This is a genomic window from Bacillus sp. FSL W8-0645 (assembly GCF_038007905.1).
Classification (GTDB): Bacteria; Bacillota; Bacilli; order Bacillales; family Bacillaceae; genus Bacillus; species Bacillus pumilus.
In genome coordinates this window covers 3,647,112-3,666,154 of record NZ_JBBOYC010000001.1, presented here as the reverse complement: position 1 = coordinate 3,666,154, position 19,043 = coordinate 3,647,112, and the positions used below count along the sequence as shown (strand labels likewise).

General features: G+C 42.0%; 21 protein-coding genes and 1 riboswitch. Of the genes, 12 read left to right on the top strand and 9 right to left on the bottom strand.

Features of this window, described 5'->3' with window-relative positions; translation table 11 throughout:
- Nucleotides 1-42: 42 nt before the first annotated feature.
- From NST39_RS19020 to NST39_RS19000, 5 genes are all read right to left on the bottom strand, one after another.
- Nucleotides 43-1,167, bottom strand: coding sequence for a 5-methyltetrahydropteroyltriglutamate--homocysteine S-methyltransferase (locus tag NST39_RS19020; protein WP_341029830.1), 1,125 nt, complete (start codon nt 1,165-1,167; stop codon nt 43-45).
- A gap of 87 nt (nt 1,168-1,254) precedes the next feature.
- Nucleotides 1,255-1,367, bottom strand: a riboswitch (SAM riboswitch).
- Between the two features lie 81 nt (nt 1,368-1,448).
- Entirely contained in the window at nt 1,449-2,768 is a 1,320-nt protein-coding gene (locus tag NST39_RS19015) for a gluconate:H+ symporter (protein WP_065099236.1), read from the bottom strand.
- Nucleotides 2,769-2,819: 51 nt separating this feature from the next.
- The gene (locus tag NST39_RS19010) at nt 2,820-4,241 is read right to left on the bottom strand and encodes a four-carbon acid sugar kinase family protein (RefSeq protein WP_341029828.1); all 1,422 of its coding nucleotides are present in this window, start codon (nt 4,239-4,241) and stop codon (nt 2,820-2,822) included.
- A gap of 7 nt (nt 4,242-4,248) precedes the next feature.
- Nucleotides 4,249-5,142, bottom strand: coding sequence for a 2-hydroxy-3-oxopropionate reductase (garR, locus tag NST39_RS19005; RefSeq protein ID WP_044140324.1), 894 nt, complete (start codon nt 5,140-5,142; stop codon nt 4,249-4,251).
- A gap of 198 nt (nt 5,143-5,340) precedes the next feature.
- Nucleotides 5,341-6,198, bottom strand: coding sequence for a MurR/RpiR family transcriptional regulator (locus NST39_RS19000; protein WP_185847310.1), 858 nt, complete (start codon nt 6,196-6,198; stop codon nt 5,341-5,343).
- Between the two features lie 161 nt (nt 6,199-6,359).
- Between NST39_RS19000 and NST39_RS18995 the strand changes: the two genes are divergently transcribed.
- Complete coding sequence (locus tag NST39_RS18995; RefSeq protein WP_341029825.1) at nt 6,360-7,037, top strand: DUF3298 and DUF4163 domain-containing protein; 678 nt, start codon at nt 6,360-6,362, stop codon at nt 7,035-7,037.
- Between the two features lie 81 nt (nt 7,038-7,118).
- On the opposite strand, the gene NST39_RS18990 is transcribed toward NST39_RS18995, so the two are convergent.
- Both NST39_RS18990 and pepT read right to left on the bottom strand, forming a co-directional pair.
- Nucleotides 7,119-7,298, bottom strand: coding sequence for a hypothetical protein (locus NST39_RS18990; protein WP_003215411.1), 180 nt, complete (start codon nt 7,296-7,298; stop codon nt 7,119-7,121).
- Between the two features lie 288 nt (nt 7,299-7,586).
- The gene (gene pepT / locus NST39_RS18985) at nt 7,587-8,819 is read right to left on the bottom strand and encodes a peptidase T (protein WP_065099240.1); all 1,233 of its coding nucleotides are present in this window, start codon (nt 8,817-8,819) and stop codon (nt 7,587-7,589) included.
- 226 nt (nt 8,820-9,045) lie between these two features.
- Here pepT and NST39_RS18980 point away from each other — a divergent pair, with 226 nt between their 5' ends.
- From NST39_RS18980 to NST39_RS18960, 5 genes are all read left to right on the top strand, one after another.
- Nucleotides 9,046-9,369 carry a WXG100 family type VII secretion target gene (locus NST39_RS18980; RefSeq protein ID WP_341029993.1) on the top strand — a complete coding sequence of 108 codons (324 nt, stop codon included), beginning with the start codon at nt 9,046-9,048 and terminating at the stop codon, nt 9,367-9,369.
- A gap of 4 nt (nt 9,370-9,373) precedes the next feature.
- Entirely contained in the window at nt 9,374-10,570 is a 1,197-nt protein-coding gene (locus NST39_RS18975) for a DUF6861 domain-containing protein (RefSeq protein ID WP_111912934.1), read from the top strand.
- A 12-nt stretch (nt 10,571-10,582) separates the two neighbouring features.
- The gene (locus tag NST39_RS18970; protein WP_341029823.1) at nt 10,583-11,341 is read left to right on the top strand and encodes a hypothetical protein; all 759 of its coding nucleotides are present in this window, start codon (nt 10,583-10,585) and stop codon (nt 11,339-11,341) included.
- A gap of 21 nt (nt 11,342-11,362) precedes the next feature.
- On the top strand, nt 11,363-11,890 hold the full coding sequence (locus NST39_RS18965) for a YfjD family protein (protein ID WP_278177170.1): 528 nt from the start codon (nt 11,363-11,365) through the stop codon (nt 11,888-11,890).
- A 98-nt stretch (nt 11,891-11,988) separates the two neighbouring features.
- Nucleotides 11,989-12,456: an XRE family transcriptional regulator gene (locus NST39_RS18960; protein ID WP_044140317.1), complete on the top strand. Its 468-nt coding sequence runs from the start codon at nt 11,989-11,991 to the stop codon at nt 12,454-12,456.
- 57 nt (nt 12,457-12,513) lie between these two features.
- Here the strand turns inward: NST39_RS18960 and NST39_RS18955 are convergent, their stop codons facing one another.
- Nucleotides 12,514-12,861 (bottom strand): helix-turn-helix domain-containing protein, encoded by a 348-nt coding sequence (locus tag NST39_RS18955; protein ID WP_044140316.1) that lies wholly within the window; start codon nt 12,859-12,861, stop codon nt 12,514-12,516.
- Nucleotides 12,862-13,068: 207 nt separating this feature from the next.
- Here NST39_RS18955 and NST39_RS18950 point away from each other — a divergent pair, with 207 nt between their 5' ends.
- The 6 genes from NST39_RS18950 to NST39_RS18925 all read left to right on the top strand — a co-directional run bounded on the left by NST39_RS18950 (nt 13,069) and on the right by NST39_RS18925 (nt 18,779).
- On the top strand, nt 13,069-14,058 hold the full coding sequence (locus NST39_RS18950) for an asparaginase (protein WP_003215391.1): 990 nt from the start codon (nt 13,069-13,071) through the stop codon (nt 14,056-14,058).
- A gap of 28 nt (nt 14,059-14,086) precedes the next feature.
- Nucleotides 14,087-15,508 carry an aspartate ammonia-lyase gene (gene aspA / locus NST39_RS18945; protein WP_065099243.1) on the top strand — a complete coding sequence of 474 codons (1,422 nt, stop codon included), beginning with the start codon at nt 14,087-14,089 and terminating at the stop codon, nt 15,506-15,508.
- A 143-nt stretch (nt 15,509-15,651) separates the two neighbouring features.
- Nucleotides 15,652-17,058 carry a Na+/H+ antiporter NhaC gene (gene nhaC / locus NST39_RS18940; RefSeq protein WP_341029821.1) on the top strand — a complete coding sequence of 469 codons (1,407 nt, stop codon included), beginning with the start codon at nt 15,652-15,654 and terminating at the stop codon, nt 17,056-17,058.
- Between the two features lie 297 nt (nt 17,059-17,355).
- Nucleotides 17,356-17,781, top strand: a complete 426-nt coding sequence (locus NST39_RS18935) for a YwqH-like family protein (RefSeq protein ID WP_003215112.1) — start codon at nt 17,356-17,358, stop codon at nt 17,779-17,781.
- Between the two features lie 27 nt (nt 17,782-17,808).
- Nucleotides 17,809-18,072 (top strand): YwqI/YxiC family protein, encoded by a 264-nt coding sequence (locus NST39_RS18930; RefSeq protein ID WP_106050388.1) that lies wholly within the window; start codon nt 17,809-17,811, stop codon nt 18,070-18,072.
- Between the two features lie 281 nt (nt 18,073-18,353).
- Nucleotides 18,354-18,779 (top strand): YwqH-like family protein, encoded by a 426-nt coding sequence (locus tag NST39_RS18925; protein WP_003214784.1) that lies wholly within the window; start codon nt 18,354-18,356, stop codon nt 18,777-18,779.
- Nucleotides 18,780-18,826: 47 nt separating this feature from the next.
- Here NST39_RS18925 and NST39_RS18920 read toward each other — a convergent pair whose 3' ends face one another.
- On the bottom strand, nt 18,827-19,039 hold the full coding sequence (locus tag NST39_RS18920) for a hypothetical protein (protein WP_223250412.1): 213 nt from the start codon (nt 19,037-19,039) through the stop codon (nt 18,827-18,829).
- Nucleotides 19,040-19,043: the final 4 nt, after the last annotated feature.

Genomic DNA, 19,043 nt, shown 5'->3' with positions numbered 1-19,043 from the left:
AAACCGTTCATACTGCGGTTTGTCTTTTTTTCGTCAAGGGGACTATGAAGTCCACACTTGATCTGCAATCTCAATCACATGACGAAGTTTTTCCCATTGCTGTTCTTCTGTTAACAGATTGCCTTCCTCCGTTGAGGCGAACCCGCATTGCGGACTCAAGCAAATCTGGTTAATGTCGACGTATTGAGCAGCTTCCTCGATTCGTTTTTTAATCTGTTCAGCCGGCTCAAGCTCACCATACTTTGAAGTCACAAGACCAAGTACGATTTGAAGATTTGGATTTTTCACATAGCGAAGGGGCTCAAATCCGCCAGAACGATCATCGTCGAATTCTAAAAAGAGACCATCCAGATCTAAGCCGGCAAAAATCGTTTCTGCCGCTGCTTCATAACCGCCTTCAGCTGCCCACGTCGATTTAAAGTTACCACGGCAAATGTGCATAGTGATCACCAAATCCTCTGGACGATCGGCAACGGCTTCATTGATTGTTTTTGCAAACGACTCACGAAGTTCATCTTCCTCGCGGCCAAAGGCTTTGATTTGTTCATGCCCTTTTTCAGAAAAGAACACTGCCCATGCGGTATCATCTAGCTGTAAGTAGCGACAGCCTGCATCATAAAAAGCTCGGATGGCTTTCTTATACGCCTGTGCCACATCATGGTGGAAATCATCTAAGCTGTCATACACACCTTCATCAAGCTTTCCACGGAAAAAGAGCATATTCGGACTTGGAATCGTCATTTTAGCCGTATGATCACCAGCGATGCTGTGAAGGAATCGATAATCCTCCAGCATTGGATGATCTGTAAAATCAATCTTGCCCGTTACCTTGATGCCCCGTGCTTTTGTCGTCGTATTGTGGAATTGAATACCTTGATCTGCTTCAAATCCTTCGACCCCATCTAATCCCTCAAGAAAGTCAAAATGCCACCAAGCACGTCTGAACTCTCCATCTGTGACAACCTCTAATCCAATTTCCTTTTGCTTCTCCACAATACGAGTGATTTCTTCATTCTCAATTTGTCGGAGCTGCTCTGCTGTCAGTGTGCCGTCTGCTTTTTGCTTGCGTGCTTCCTTGATACGTTCTGAACGAAGTAAACTGCCTACTTGATCTGCGCGAAATGGCGGTTTCGTTGTTTTCTTTCCAATGGTTTGTACTTGTGTCATGCTGAATCCCTTCTTTCTACAGGTTAAAAATCAAATAAAAAAGCTCTTCCTTGGATAAGGAAGAGCATCATATACTGAGAGAACTCTGCCTTATCTTCAAACAAGCATCTGCTTGCTTAAGGAATTAGCACCATTCTGTTCCGAGGAACAGCGGTTGCCGGGTTTCACAGGGCCAGTCCCTCCACCACTCTTAATAAGGTTACCTTTTGATTCAATTTTCTTAATAAACATAATTATTCAACTTTTCCGAGAGAAAGTCAATGGTTTTTACAGTTAATTTTCTACATGAACAAATCAGCGACGAGAACACCCGCTAGTCCGACAAGTGAAAGAACGGTCACCATCAATGTCCACGTTTTAAAGGTTTGGGCCATGGACAGGTTAAAGTATTCTTTGTAAATCCAGAAACCCGCATCATTCACGTGAGAGAACGTAATACTGCCGGCACCTGTTGCGATCACCATTAATTCTGGGCTCACACCTGTCAGTCCAATCAAAGGAGCAGAAATGCCAGCCGCTGTGAGACCGGCGACGGTGGCTGATCCTAAAGATACACGAAGGACCGCAGCAATCAACCAAGTGAGAAGCAGTGGAGAAAGTGTGCTTCCTTGCATGATTCCTGCAATGTATTGATCAACCCCGCTATCAATGAGCACCTGTTTAAAGGCGCCGCCACCTGCAATAATTAATAAAATCATTGCAATAGAACCGATAGAATCTGTGATTGATTTCATCACATCCTGCATGCTCTTGCCTCTGCCAAGTCCAAACGTGTAGATAGCAAGAAGCACGGAGATTAACAGTGCAATCGCCGGTTCGCCTAAAAACTCAGCGGTTGGCAGTAATGGGGAGGACGGGAAGAAAATTTCTAAAACTGCTCTGAATGTCATGAGCAATACAGGCAAAACAGCGGTGAAAATGCTAATGCCGAAGCTTGGCATTTCCTCTTCTGTAAATTCCTTTGGATTAAATAAGTTCTTTGGAATATGTGCGTGTAACTGATCTTTTTTAAATAGTTTCGTAAAGAGAAGTCCACCTACTAAAACTGCAGGAATCGCTAAAATAATCCCAACTAATAAGGTTTGTCCCATGTTTGCTTGAAAGACATTTGCAATGGCAGTCGGCCCTGGGTGAGGAGGGAGGAAGCCATGTGTGGTGATAAGTGCAGCGACGAGCGGCATACCCACATAAAGCACAGGAAGTCTTGCAGCTTGTGCGATCGTAAAAACTAGTGGAATCAAGATAATGAATCCGGTTTCATAAAATAGAGCAATTCCGATCACAAATCCAGTCAGCATCGTTGCCCATTGAATTTTTCCAATACCGAATCGGTCAATGAGTGTCATCGCAATACGCTGAGCTCCGCCAGAATCAGCCATCAATTTACCAAGCATCGCCCCAAAACCGAGAACGAGTGCGAGGTGACCGAGCGTACTGCCGAGTCCTTTTTCGACGGAAGCAATCGCTTCAAGTGGTGACATTCCTTCTAAAACAGCAACAATTAAAGAAACAATAATCAAAGATATGAAAGCGTTTAACTTAAAGACAACCATGAGTAAAAGCAATAATAAAACGCCAAGTCCGATAAACACTAACGACATGATCTTTCCTCCTTTGTGGTGCATAAGGGAGTGCAAAACACCCCCTATGCTTTATCCTTCAAGTATGTCTACAGCTTCTTTTAACGTATCCCTTGAACCAACATTTCCCGGGAAAATCACATAAGACATGAAAGGGAATTTACTATCTTCACCTGTTTGCCAAACGGGAATGCCTGGTCTGATCTGCCCTGCCACAGTTGCGCGTTTCACGTGAAGTCCTCTAGTTCCAATATCGCTGGAGGTAATGCCACCTTTGGCAATGAGATACTTAGGGCGAATTGTGAGACGCTGGACAATGCTTGTCACAGCATCACTAATTTTTACAGAGAGCTTTAATTCTTCCTCCTGACGATCATCCCCAAGGTCAAGCCGTTCTCTTCTTGTATAAACAGCCACAGATTGACCAGATGCTAATAATGCCTCAGTTTGCTGAATCACGCGGTCAATTTCTTGTTGAAATGCTTCAGGCGCCAGCACGAGATGTGTATTAAACTCAATAAAAGCTACCTCTTTATTCTGTTGAAGCGCTTTTAATTGATCTGTTGTCTTCTTCACATGAGAACCAATCATAATGAGACCACCGTGCGAGCTTTGTTCTTGTATCAAGTCATGTCTTGTTAATAAGGCACGATCCTCTATACCGCCAAGAACTTTTGTAAGTGCCGCCGCACTTCTGAACATGAGTTGCTTTCCTGCTTGAATGGCCTCAATGAGAGCGGTGACAAAGACTTTGACATCGTCATAGTCCACAGCGTTTACAACCACCTTTTTAAAATCGGTCACACTCATGAGCTGTTTTTTTATTTGATCAATCCGTAAAGCCCGTAGATCATCTAACGAAATGTAGGTGGTGTTCTCTTTCGTGAACGATCCGTTTGACTTTTCTTCAATCCATTCTCCGAGATGAGATGACTGAAAGCCGAATGTGCGATCTCGTGCAAATTCTGTGTCACCAGCAGGAATTAATTCGTGTCCATCTTGGACGTAATGAATATTGTTGATTGTCAAGCGTCCACCTTCTTGGAAGAAAGGAAGAAGGATTTCTCCATTGAATTGGCGGGAGCTTTGCTGTTCAATCGTGGTTCTGAGTACGTCAGTTTCCAGCGGAAAGTGTCCACGAAGAGTGGAATCTCCTCGGCTGACAATAATGAAATCCTGATCAACCCGTTCCGCTACCTTCACAATTATTGAAGCGATTGTTTCATGCACAGCAGCCGTTTCCTTCTCTGTCATACTGCGAGAATTGGTCAAAATAAAGAACATTCGGCTGTCTTCAAGAAAACCGGCTTCAATGCTTTCTTCTGACCAATCGGTGAAAACAGAGACGCCATGTACGGTTTGAATCCCTGTTGGATCATCATCTAATACAATGACTTTATGATGAAAGCTGTTCAGTGCTTGTTCGTATGCTGATTGAATGATCTTTGAATCCGCTTTCGGAAGGGCATTCAGTATGTCAGTGCTTTTCTTCATGACCATTTCATCCTTTCTTCACTTCGACATGAGCCATTTTTTCGTAATATTGAACGATGCCGCCATGGTCAAGCCCAGATTTTCCGTCCGCTTTGAGAGCGTGGAAGATTTCGAGCAGTTGGCTAGAGAGCGGGAGAGGAACGCCGATATCATGAGCAGTTTCCATCACATTGGTTAAATCTTTTAAGTTGATGTCGATACGTCCGCCTGGTTCAAAGTTTCGTTCTAAGATGAGAGGGACCTTTGCATCGAGAACAGCACTTCCTGCCAGCCCGCCGCGAATGGCTTCATACATTTTGTCAATGGCAATGCCTGATTTAGCGGCAAGAACGAGCGCCTCGGACATAGCGGCAATATTTAAGTTGACGATGATTTGATTGGCGAGCTTCGCTGTTGTTCCGCTTCCATTTGTCCCAACTAATACAACCTCTGTGCCCATCGCAAGCAGGACATCCCTCACTTGCTCAAAGATGACTTCTTCGCCGCCAGCCATGATGGCAAGTGTTCCGTCTATTGCCTTCGGTTCTCCGCCGCTGACAGGTGCGTCGATAAATTCCACCTGATGCTGTTTTGTAAGAGCAGCTAAAGCTCTAGAAGTAACAGGGGAAATTGAGCTCATATCTACGACAACAGTGCCAGGTTTAGCTGTAGTTAAAATGCCATGATCACCTGAAACAACTGCCTCTACATGCTCTCCTTTAGGAAGCATTGTGATGATGATATCGCTTTCAGAAGCGGCATCAGCTGCTGAAACAGCACCTTTTGCTCCGGCTTCTTGTAACGCTCGAATCGCTTCCTCATTTAGATCGAAAACAGTCACAGTATGACCGGCTTTTAATAGATTGAGTGCCATAGGTTTTCCCATAATACCTAATCCAATGAATCCAATTTTCTTTGTCACATTGAACGCCTCCTATATAGAAAACCCTTACAAAAAGCGCTTTCTTTTTCTTTTGTTAGTATATATACTATCTTTTTGTTTTAATAGTAGTAAATAAACTATTGTTCATTTAATGTACATGACATGATAGGAACGTGTCAACGGAAAATATGAGAAAAGTCACAAAAAAAGACCGGAATCAGCTCCGGCCTTTTGCGTTCATGTTTTATTTTTAGCTACGGCTAATCGAGATCGTTTCACGTTTTCAATGGCATTTGATCCTAGTTCTAAAACAGCGGTGACGTATAGTACATCGATGATTACAAGCTGGTTAATACGGGAGATCATGGAGTCAGATCGATAGGTTGTCTCCCTGGAAGAACTGAGCAGATGAAAGTCAGATCGCTTTGCGAGCTCTGATTTCGGATAGCTGGTGATAGAGGCAACCTTTGCTCCCTTTTCTTTAGCAAATTGCACGGCATCAAGAATTTCTCTACTCTCTCCAGAATGGGAGATCGCAACGATAAAATCGTGTTCCGTGGCGTGAGTTGCAATCATGTTCATCATATGCGGATCACTGCATAGACTCACTTCAAAACCAAGCTGGAGGAACTTATGATAAGCATCTCCTGCAATAAAACTGGACGCACCTGCTCCAAAGAAGACGGTTTTATGTGCCTGTTTCATTTGTTCGATAAATTGTGTCACGGCTTGATCTTCTAAAATATGCTTCATATCCTGAATCGAGTTTGTTGTTAACTCTATGACCTTATGTTTAATGTCAGCTACACTATCGGATGCCTCGATCTCACCGTAAATGGATTGAGGCGTATTGGTCGCAATATCCTGTGCGACATGGACACGAAACACTTGGTACGATTCATAGCCAATTTTTCGTAGAAACCGAAAGATCGTCGTTTCACTAGTATTGCATTCAGCAGCGAGTGCACTAATGGAATGAAGCACAACTTTCTGAGGATTTTCTAAAATGTAATTGGCAATCTTTTTTTGGGTCGGAGACAAACTATGAAACGTTGTCCGAATGTGACTAAAAATATTCTCTTCTATGATAAACACCACACTTCATCTAGCATTCTACATTAAGCATACAGGAACTTATGAAAACGGTAAACAAACCCGATGTGGAAAAAGGAAGAATAATATGGAAATAATGCTTTTTTTGGTTCTTTTGTCATGGTATACTCAATTGGTAATAGACAAAAATGGGGGTTTTTACTATGACGATGAAAAAAGGCCTAACAATCAGTCTGCTCATTTTCTCACTGATTGTTTCGTTGTTTGCGCCAGTGGGATCTGCGGATGCCAAACAAGCAAAAAAAGCGAAAGTAAGCACACACTATTATAAAAAGAAAAAAACATTCAAATATGCACAGGTGAAAAACCTAAGCAAGGCGCATATGAAAACCATCAATCGTGATTTAAAAGAAGACATCGCCTTCTCTTATTCTACTTACTTATTCTTAAAGGACGAAGCGAAAAAGGAAGGCTTTGGGAAGATCACTTACGAGAGATCGTTTAAAACGAAATTTAACAATGGGAAGAAGCTCAGTATCTTAAACTATGATTACATGAATGATGGTGGAATGCATGGGGATACGATGGTTTCCAGCATGAACTATGTGTTAACGAAGAAAAAGACAAAGCAGCTGTTCTTGACAGACGTTGTGAAAACAAAGAAAAAGCGTACGAAAGTAAGAGATTATATTTATAACTACACAAAGAAACATAAAAGCAAATTCTATGTGAACCTGAAAAGAAGAGACATTGAAATCAACTACAACACGCAGTATTACTTCACGAAAAAGGGAATTGCTGTTGTTTTTCAGCCATATGAGATTTCACCTTACTATGTAGGAATTCCGATGATTCAAGTTCCTGCGAAGGTATATAAATAAAAAGAAAAACGACCACTGAGTCTGGTCGTTTTTTGTTATGTACTCACACAAAAGAGCCCCATATGAGGCTCTTTTTCAGATTTATACTTGTTTAGGTGCATCGTTTAGTGGATGACGGCGTTTTCCGTTGTAGTGGCGGCGCATACGAAAGATTTCAAACTCCGAAAGCTCTGCGCTTTTTCGTTTTGGTGTGCGGTTATCTTTTTTGAAAGAGAATAGTAAGTAGCAGCAAAGTGAAGCGATAATCAATAAAATCATCATATGACATTCCTCCAATTCATCCTATTCTTTAAGTGTAGACAGGGTGAGTGATGTTTATAACTGAAAATAAGCAGCAGAATCGGTTTAGTTCTTAATGTCTAGATGATCTGCTAATTTAGGTCTAAAATACTGGTTGTTTGTAACTATTATATTTCCAGTTATTGCACTCGTCAAGAAGAATTTTTCTGGGGTTGTCTCTATTAGTACGAATAAGTGTCATAAAAGTTTCAGAAAATTGTAAACTTTTATTAAAAAACCGTTCCCGAACAGGAACGGTTGTAAACATATCTATGCTTTTTCTTCAAATAAACGGGCGATTTCAACGATGACTTCTGTTGCTTTCACCATGTTCTCGACAGAAATAAATTCATATTTACCGTGGAAGTTTTCCCCGCCAGTAAAGATGTTTGGTGTTGGAAGACCTTTATATGAAAGCTGGGAGCCATCTGTACCGCCGCGGATCGGTTCGATCACAGGTGTCACTGAGCGGTTTTCCATTGCTTCATGGGCAATATCCACAATATGTTTCACCGGCTCAATTTTTTCTCTCATATTATAATATTGATCTTGAATTTTGAGATTGATGCTGTTTTCTCCGTAAATGGCTTTTAAGTCATTTGCTATTTTTTCAAATAGTGCTTTGCGTTCGTTAAATTTGTCTTTATCAAAATCACGAATAATATATTGCAGCTCTGCTTCTTCGACTTCTCCTACAAACTTCGTGAGATGGAAAAATCCTTCGTAGCCTTCTGTGTATTCCGGAGATTCATCAGAAGGAAGCTTGTTGTGGAAGAGCATCCCAATCTTCGCAGCGCTGACCATTTTGTCCTTTGCTGTCCCAGGGTGGACGTTGTTTCCTTTAATGGATACTTTCGCACCTGCTGCGTTGAAGCTTTCATATTGCAGCTCCCCGAGCGGTCCTCCGTCAATTGTATACGCATAGGAAGCGCCAAAGGCATCAACATCAAATTTGTGCGGCCCTCTGCCAATCTCTTCATCTGGTGTAAAGGCGACGCGAATTTTTCCATGCTTGATTTCTGGATTTTCAATTAAGTAATGCATAGCGGTCATAATTTCTGCGATACCTGCTTTGTTATCTGCACCAAGCAAGGTTGTTCCATCTGTTGTGATCAGCGTATGTCCTTGATATTTTTGTAAATTTGGAAACTGTGATGGAGATAAAACGATATGTAGATCTTCATTTAAGGTGATGTCGCCGCCTTGATAGTCTTCATGAAGCTTCGGTTTCACATTCTTGCCGGTGAAGTCAGTAGCTGTGTCGATGTGAGCCAGGAAGCCAATGGTCGGGACGTCTTTGTCTGTGTTAGATGGGATCGTTCCCATGACATAGCCGTTTTCATCCATTGTTACTTCTTGAATCCCGATGGATTTCATTTCTTCAACTAGCTGTCTCGCTAAGTTCAACTGTCCTTCAGTCGATGGGCAGCTTTCCTTATCTGCATCCGACTGCGTATCTACCTTCACATAACTTGTGAATCGCTGAATCATTTCTTCTTTCATGTATACGTCACTCCTTTTGTAGAATACGTTCATTTTATCACGTCTTGAATGCGCTTCATAACAAGAAAGGTTTTCTCTGGTAATTAGAGAGGAAAAAGACCTACTTTCATTTGGTGATGTGTTGAATGGTTCTTTAGGGTGATTTTTTAGGGTGTCTTTTTATTTATAATGAGGACATATAAAATCATCCATTTGTACGTTAAATTGGGAGGAAGGGGTGCGAAAGTTGGATTCTAGTCAAACGCTGGCACTCGCTCAAAAGTTTCAGGAAGCAGCTGTTGAGATTCGGCAGTCAAAGCAGCTGCTTGTGAATCGGCTCAAGGCAGTAGGATCAGGCTGGCAGGGAGAAGCAAGGAATAAATTTGATCAAAGCTTTGAGGAAACAACGGCACGCTATGATCAATTCGAAAAGGACTTGCTTGAAACAAGTCAGGAACTGCGCGATGCAGCGGTCAAAATCGAGGAACGGAAAGTTGAAATAGCCAGAATGGAAGAGCTTGAGCGAAAGAGACGAGAAGAACGGATAGCAAGAAACCGAGAAGGGAGATGATGTGATGGCACGTGACATAGTGGTAGATCCAGATCAGCTGACAGGGCTTGCGAATGATGTTGTAGGCGAACTTTCTGTCATTGAAACGAAGCACCGCGATTTACATAGTGAACTGGATGGTCTCATTTTAGGCTGTGATCCTCGGTATAGAAGCTGTTTTTCAGGCGTTGGGGATGCATGGGGAGCAGGACAAGCATTGATCAGTAAATTGAGCAGTGATGATATTGCGATTCGTCATGCAACAGATAAAATGGTCGAAGCAGACGATATTTTACGGAAAATGTACAGCATTTATGATCAATATGGGACGCTCACGAGCTTAGCTGGTATTGTGATGATGCAGGCGAAATACTACGGGCTTGGGATGACGACCTTCATTAAAGACAATGGCCGGTATGCCGCGCAGCATTCAAAGCTTCTGCTTGATCTGACCAGCCGGGTAGAAGGAACGAGATTTGACCGGCTAGCAAGGATTTGGCTGAGTAAAAAAGAATTATTAAAACGATCGAACTGGTCGATGGCTGACTTGGTCCATAAGAAATTCACAAAATTTTATCCTGATGATACGGTTGCATTTACGAATAGTGTCCGTGATTTTACAAAAGGAAGTATCAATTGGAAGGACACGGCTGGAATCAAGTCTGTTCTGAAAAATGGGTCAAGATTTGCGAAAGGAAATGCCATCATTGCAACGGTAGTCACTGGTGCAACGGAAACAGTCGGCTGTGGATTGAAAATTGCCGAGAACTATGCAGAATTCGGTGATCAGCCAGAAGTCCTTAAGCGTGAAAATGCTAAGGCTGTTGGAAATGCAGTGAACAATACGGTCTTTATCGCTGGCGGGTCTGTCGCAGGTGCCGTTGTCGGAGGAGCTCTTGGAAGCTTTGCAGGACCGATTGGAACCGTCGTTGGAGGAGCCATTGGTTCCGCAGTCGGTGGATTTATAGGAGAAAAAGTCGCCAAGCTGACATCAGGCTTTGCTGAGCAGGTTGCAGTGAAATTAAAGGACCCAATTCATGCGGTTGTGGATAAAGGGAAACAAGCATTCGAGCTGGCGGGTCAAGGTGTGAAAGCAGTTAATGACACCATTGATCAGGCAAATCAGGTGATACATAAAGGGATAGAAAAAACAAAAGAAACCGCAGATTCGCTCATAAAAGGTGCAGGCGATTTCTTTAAGGGTGCATTTTCTTTTGGATAAGGAGAGATCAAGTTGGATCAGCTAAGTCTAAGTATTGAGGAACTCATCTTTAGTTTTTACAGTGAAGGCTATTTTGAACAGGGCATGTCCTTAAAGGAAGCCTATTATCCTGATGTAGAGGACGAGCGCCTAGGGTTTTTATTTGAAATTGCATGCCGCTCTTTGCTCGCAAAAGGTGTACTTGAATTTCGAAACAGACAATATCGTTATAAAGCGGAATACCGTCATTTCATCCAGGCGATGAATGATGCATCTCACACCGTCAAGGCATCTCGATTTGAGGATGAAGATGAAGAAGTCAGCACCTCCTTTCACACGACACAGATGGGCGTATATGCGCACCATACACTTTATGATCAACAAGTCCATCAGATTCAAAAACTGAAAGATGACCAGCAGGCAGAGGAGCAAGTGACTGCCTTTTTCAATATACAGATGAGTGATCACCCTGCACCTGTCGTCACCCTGCAAGCAGAGGAATTTGAAAAGCTATTAGAGCAAGCAAGTGAGGCGAAGAATGAGTGGCCTTCCTTCCTTCATCGAGCAGAGAACGAAGAACTCGTGCAGGCATTTGTTTCTGATGTACAGACGAGAAAAGGAAAGATGGACTCCCTGATGAAGGTCGTCTACGATAAAAATAATACGCCTGATGTGGAATCCATGTTATTTATTATTCCGGGTGAGAAACAGTCGTGGCTTGTGTCGGGAATAAAAGAAAATGAATTTCGCGTGGAGACGGCTCATAGAGACGGATTACGTTCTATATTCTAATGGAGAAAAGGAGAATGACGCTTGAATCCAAGTGAAGTAATAGAAGTGAGAAGCAGGACCTTTTTAAGGGTATGGGCATTCTTAGCAACGGGCGGCTTCGGTATCATCGGTATTTGGTTGTTTTCAGAAGCTCTTACATTTGAATCGAATTATACATTGTTTTTATTTTTAGGCGGACTATTAGGCATTGTCTATGGCTTGATCTCTTTTTTGATGATTCTGCCGGCTTTTACGAAGAGGGGAAATGTGATTTTTTGCATTCAGCGCGGGGAGAATGGTGCTGTGCTGTATCGAGAGCGGACGATCCCTTTTCAAGACATTCAATCCATTGATATGCGCAGGCATCGGTACAGTGTAAGGGGATTTCTCTTCATGGATGTGCTTATTCGGAAAATGGATGGGAAATTGTTCAAGATTCCAGCGTACAGTATTTTAGATGAAGAAGTATTCGAGCAAACCGTCAAACAAGAGATCTATCCATATTTAAATCAAGCAGCCCAAGAGAACTGGAGACAGCAGCATGGTCAGGTCGAAGAGCAGATCGACTAGGAGATATTTTCCATGATTCCAAAGGATGAGGCGCCACTTTTTCGAAAAAATCGTGTATGATGTCAGTAAAGACTGAACACTCGGAGAGGTGATGAGAGATGGATAAAGAGATGGTAATCGACCTCGTCACAGAACAAATGGCACGAATTCGAAAAGAAAAGAATTATACGCAGGACCGCATGACTGAGGTACTTGGTCTATCGAAACGGCATTTGCAGCAGGTTGAAAAAAATAGGCTGCGCCTCAACTGGACGCAAACTGCGGCCGTATGTGCATTATTCAGGGATAGTGACATTTTAAAAGGGACACTTGGGGATGATCCGCTTGAGATTCTGGAAGTCGTGGCACATGATGAATTGCATCTATCGGTGGAACGTACGATCGGCGGAAAGGTTTGGTGGCGGACGTCTATCAAAAAAGGCACATTTCGTCTTCAGCAAAATGTGCTCAGTCAGCATTACCGCATCTTAGATGATGAGAATTATCGCTATTATAGTTCGTTTAATAAAGAAGAAGCGAAGCGGCGCTTAGAGGAATTAAGTCAGCTGTCTTCTCCTTATTCATAAGCAACTGAAAAAGAAAAGAGAGGCACCCAATTGATAGGGGCCTCTCTTTTCTTTGTTTTATACTTTTAGGGTGTTTTTCGCCCGAATAAAGGCAACAAGCTGTTTGATTTCTTCATCATTTAGGGGAACACCGTCTACAAGAATGGTTCCTACTTTTGCTTCCGTCAGTTCAATTTTGATATCAGAGATTTTACGTTGTATCTCTGGCTCGTCCGTTCTACCAAGTAAAAAATCAATGGACGTATCATACAAATCAGCCAGGCGCTTCACTGCTTCAAGCGAAGGTCGTCGGTACCCAGATTCGTAACCGGCATAGGTGCTTTTGGCGATACCTAGGCGATCTGCCGTATGCTGGAGAGACCATTTTTTCTTTTTTCTAAGAGTGGTTAAACGATCGAGTATCATTACATGAACGCTCCTTTATATACAACAACAGTATATCATATTTTGTGATGGAATGTACGCGTTATGCGTAATAATTTCTTGATTAATTCGCGTTATGTGACTATAATGGCAATGAAGGTACGCGTAAAGCGTATATTATAGAATAGCACAAGCTGGCTTATAATATGTGTGACAAACGAAGTAATTTTACTGAAAGAGGTGGACCTGTTGAAGAAATTATTGCTTTTAACCACTGGTGGGACGATTGCATCTGTAGAGAGTGAAAATGGTTTGGCTCCAGGTGTTAAAGCTGAGGACCTTTTAAGCTATTTAAACGAAATTAATGCAGAGTACACAATGGACACAAAGTCCCTAATGAGTATAGATAGTACAAATATGCAGCCTGAATACTGGGTGGATATCGCAACAGCCATTTATGAAAATTATGATCAATATGACGGCTTTGTCGTCACGCATGGAACCGATACAATGGCCTATACATCAGCAGCTCTGTCTTATATGCTGCAAAATCCGGATAAGCCGATCGTGATTACAGGTTCACAGATTCCGATTACGTTTAAGAAAACAGATGCGAAGAAAAACATCACCGATGCCATTCGCTTTGCATGTGACGGCGTAGGCGGCGTGTATGTTGTCTTTGATGGCAGAGTCATTCAAGGAACACGTGCAATCAAACTAAGAACGAAAAGCTACGATGCATTTGAAAGTATTAACTATCCATATATTGCATCGATTGAAAACCATCAAATTGAATACAATAGCAAAGTAAAAAGATCGTCAATGAAACCGCTTAAATTAGATGCATCCTTAAACACTGACGTTTGCCTCTTGAAATTGCACCCAGGTCTAAAGCCTGAATTCTTAGATGCAATCAAAGGTGTATACAAAGGAGTCGTCATCGAAAGCTACGGCAGCGGCGGAATTCCTTTCGAAGGAAGAAACCTATTAGAGAAAATCAACGAATTGCTCGAAGAAGGCATTTCTGTTGTCATCACAACTCAGTGTCTTGAAGAAGGAGAAGACATGAGCGTGTATGAAGTAGGACGCAAAATCAATCAAGAACTAGTGGCACGTTCACGAAACATGAACACAGAGGCCATCGTGCCGAAACTCATGTGGGCACTAGGTAAAACAACAGACCCAAGAGAAGTGAAAAAGATTATGGAAACGCCAATCGCAGAAGATTTAGTGATTTAACTATTCTATAGAAAGCAGGTCATATCAGATGGTTCAAGCAACTTATCGCTATGAGAAGGATTTTCTTGGAGAAAAAGAAATTCCGGCAGACGTGTATTATGGGGTTCAAACCCTTCGTGCAAAAGAAAACTTCCCGATTACTGGATATCGCATGCACGAGGAACTGATTAGAGCCTTTGCCATCGTGAAAAAAGCAGCTGCTCAAGCCAATATGGAAGTTGGACGTTTATATGAAGGAATTGGAAATGCCATCGTACAAGCCTCTGATGAAGTCATTGAAGGCAAGCTGCATGAGTACTTTATTGTAGACCCAATTCAAGGCGGCGCAGGAACGTCGATGAATATGAATGCCAATGAAGTGATTGGAAACAGAGCGCTAGAAATCATGGGACATCAAAAGGGTGAATACATCCATTTAAGCCCAAACACACATGTAAACATGTCACAATCAACGAATGACTCGTTTCCAACAGCTATCCATATTGCTGTATTGAAGCAGTTAGACATTCTGCTTGAGACAATGCAAACGATGCAGGACGTATTCAAAAAGAAAGCGAAAGAATTTGATCATGTGATCAAAATGGGACGTACGCACCTACAGGATGCGGTTCCAATTCGTTTAGGACAGGAATTTGAGGCTTACAGCCGCGTGCTCAGCCGTGATATTAAGCGGATCAACCAATCAAAGCAGCATTTATATGAAGTCAATATGGGTGCAACAGCTGTTGGGACAGGCCTAAATGCAGATCCTCGTTATATTGAGATCGTCGTGAAGAAGCTGGCCGATATTTCTGGTCTTCCGCTTGTAGGCGCAGAGCATCTTGTGGATGCAACGCAAAATACAGATGCTTACACAGAAGTGTCTGCTGCATTAAAAGTATGCATGATGAACATGTCTAAGATTGCCAATGACCTTCGCCTAATGGCTTCTGGTCCGCGTGCAGGTCTTGCTGAAATTGCATTGCCAGCTCGTCAGCCAGGATCATCCATTATGCCTGGGAAAGTCAATCCAGTCATGGCAGAGCTCATTAACCAAATCGCATTCCAGGTCATTGGGAATGACCACACCATCTGTCTTGCCTCTGAAGCAGGTCAGCTTGAGTTAAATGTGATGGAGCCTGTTTTGGTCTTTAACTTGCTTCAATCTATTAGTATAATGAATAACGGATTCCGTTCATTCACAGATCATTGCTTAGTGGACATTGAAGCAAATGAAATACGTTTGAAAGAATATGTCGAAAAAAGTGCAGGCGTGATCACTGCTGTGAACCCTCACTTAGGCTATGAAGCCGCGGCTAGAATCGCAAGGGAAGCCATTTTAACAGGACAATCGATCAGAGATCTTTGCTTGCAAAATGATGTGTTAACAGAAGAAGAACTTGATATTATTTTGAATCCATTCGAGATGACAAAGCCTGGCATTGCGGGTGCAGAGCTCCTAGAGCGATAATAATATCAAAAATTTTATTTTATTAATATGTAGAATTGCCTGTGAAATAGAGAAAAACAGGCAATTCACTTTCTTTCGAATTGACACACTTTTTTCACAATATTTTGAAAACGCTTAACGCACGCACAAAGGGAGGAAACACAATGAAATCACCACGTCTGCCGTCTATTTTAGAAGTCGTGTTTGTACTTGGCTTGTTTTTAGCAATTGTTTTATCTTTTACTCTTTATTTCAAATTGGATATTCAACTGGCATTGTTTATCTCATGGTTTATGGTCATTGCTTTAGGTATTCGATTAGGACATTCATACAAAGACCTTCAAAACGCCATTACAAAAGGGATATCGAATGGTTTAGAAGCCATTTTAATCTTAATTGCAGTAGGTGCACTTGTTGGTACATGGATTGCAGGTGGGGTTGTACCTACGTTAATCTATTATGGTTTAGAGTTTATTCATCCTAATATCTTCTTATTAGCTACACTTGTCATCTGTGCACTCATGTCCATTGCAACAGGGACCTCTTGGGGGACGGTTGGAACGGCAGGGATTGCGATGATCGCAATTGGTGAAGGGCTTGGTATTCCACTTCCGATCGTGGCAGGTGCCGTTTTATCTGGTGCTTATTTTGGAGATAAATTATCCCCATTATCAGATAGTACAGTGCTCGCTTCCTCTCTTTCAAAAGTGGACGTGCTGGCACATGTTCGAGCGATGATGGTTTTATCCATACCAGCCTTTGTCATTACGGCCATTATGTTTACGATTACAGGCTTTATGTATGGTGGACGCAACATTGATCAAAATAAGGTAGAATTTTTGAAAAATGCCCTGCATGATACATTTACCATTAACATTTGGATGGTCATCCCAGCAGTAGTGGTTGTATTACTGCTCGTATTTAAGAAACCTTCAATGCCTGTTATTGCCATTGGTGCTCTTTTAGGATCTATTTGGGCAATGGCTTTCCAAGGAATGAATCCAGCAGATGCGATTGGTTCAGCATACAATGGCTTCTCTATTAATTCAGATGTAGATTTCTTAAATACGCTGTTAAATCGTGGTGGTATTGTGAATATGCTCGGATCTTTAGTGGTCATTATTCTCGGGCTTGGGTTTGGTGGCGTACTTGAATATCTAGGCGTTCTAAAAGTGATTGTCTCTACTTTTGAGAAGAAATTATATAATGCAGGAAATGTAACCCTATCTACACTTGTTGTAGCATTCTTTGCAAATATTTTTGGATGTGCAATGTACGTTTCATTAATTCTTACACCTAAAATTATGGAAAAAAGCTACGATAAATTGAAAATAGACAGACGCGTTCTATCTAGAAACGCTGAAGTCGGTGGAACAATGACGTCAGGAATGGTTCCTTGGTCAGATAACGGGATTTACATGGCGGGAATTCTAGGCGTATCGACATTCTCTTATTTACCATTTATGTGGTTGAGCTTTGTTGCCATTGCTCTTGCTATTATTTACGGTTATACAGGGAAATTCATCTGGTACGTTAAGAATCCACAAGAATCAGAAGAATCAGCTTCATAAGCCGTTTACAAAAGCCGCTCCTCAACCGGGCGGCTTTTGTTTGTCCTGGGTCTGTATGACTATATGTGACATATAGCAAAGAATCAGGAATTAAGACCCCTTATAAAAGAGGTCTTAAGGGGTAATGTGAAGCAGAATGAAAGCATATTTATCCCATAAAAAGGGCACAAATCCCTATTCAAACATGAGTCTTTGAACCTTATAATAACAATATTGGAAAAAGTGCTATTCACCTTACGCTCGTTTAGAGGAACTCTAAGCAGCGTTTTTATTTTTTGTCAGGAGGAGGAACCCATAATGAGCTTATCAAATATGCTGTCTGCCCTAAACGGTGGCATTACAAGTAAAAAAGCAGAAATCGAAGAGAAAATCGCTCGACTGAAAAAGGCGAAAAGTAAGGTCGAACGTGAACAAGATGCGGCAGAGACAGACCTGAAGCAAATCAAGCAGCCAAAGCTTGGGACCTCTTGGAAAGGTGAGCGAAGCCAGGATTTCAAATCAGAGCGGAATGAAGCACATGATGCGCTGCAAACGATTGTGAACGACAAGTACCCACGCTACGTGAGCCGCATCGAATTCAAAATCAGTACGTTAGAAGCCGAACAAGCTGCGTTATCCTTTGCCAGTTCCTTAGCTGGAGACGCCGCACGTCTTGCTGAAAAAGGAGAAGACGCAGTAGAGGACGCCAAACGCTTGATCTCAAAAGCATGGAGCAGCTTATAAGCTTGAACAAATCTGGAGGAAATCACGATGGGACAAATTAAGTTAAACTACCAAACAGTTATGGATCAACTAGATGAAGTCTCCCAAGCAGTCGAAGCATTAACGATGAAAAAAGCAGCAGATAAAGCAGGTGAAAACAGCCTTGAATTTGTGACCAAGTGGACGGCGCGCGAAGCAGAGGTGAACGAAATGGTTTCAAGTTTTAAAGAAGCCTTAATCAAAAATGTCCAGGACACGCGCTCTAATGTGAAAACTTTAAAAGAACAGGACGAAGCGATTGCCGCAAAATAATGGCAATCATTTTTCTAATGGGTTTCATGGGATGATGCGAAATATATATCTAAGGACTCATATATAATTCAGGATGTACGACCTTGTATTATTCTGTTTTCTTCCAAACGCGTCACTAAAAGGACACCTTTTCCCTATTTAAGACTGAGGCTTTTCACCTTATACTATACTTAATGAAAGCAAAACGATAGAAATGTCAGGTTTGGAGAAATCAAGTGAGTTGATCGTTTCCAAGGCTCTGATGCTGTGCTTTCGTATGAGGTCCGATAGAGGTGGATGACATGAGTTTATCCGAGATGCTACACCATCTGCATATGGGAATTGAAAACAGACGTGCAGAATTTGATGACATGATCTCTCGGTTAAAGACAGCCAAAAGCAATATTCGAACAGAACAAGATCTTGCGCAGTCAGACATAAAGGAAATCAAGAAACCTGCTCTAGATTCGTCATGGAAAGGTGAGAGAGGAACCGACTTTCATCGCCACCGAAAAGATGCCTATCATGTAATGCATGACATCGTGAACAATGAGTATGAAAAATATATCGCAGAGATTGATCAAAAAATCTTGCACTTTGAATTAAAAAAAATGGAGCTGGCTGTTGCCAGTAACTTTGCCGGAAGAGCCCAGGACGTGATGGAAAAGGGTGAGGATTTTGCACTCGATGTTAAACATCTGATTGAACGGGGCTGGAAAGCTCTTTGAAACCATAAACGAAACAGCCGTCTCATCAGCGAGCGGCTGTTTTTTATTTAGTCACATCCACCGCCACTATCCCCGGAATCTCCCCCGCAGGAGGCATCAGAAGCGTGATGAGTATAAGAATCAGTATAGGTACTTGTTGTTGAACTGTGATGTGAAGAACGCTTAGCAGACGTACGCTTATCCTTTGATGTGAATAAATGGGCAATGATTGCTCCTAAAGAAGCCAATATGATCATAACAACAAACATAAAAGAACCCATGATG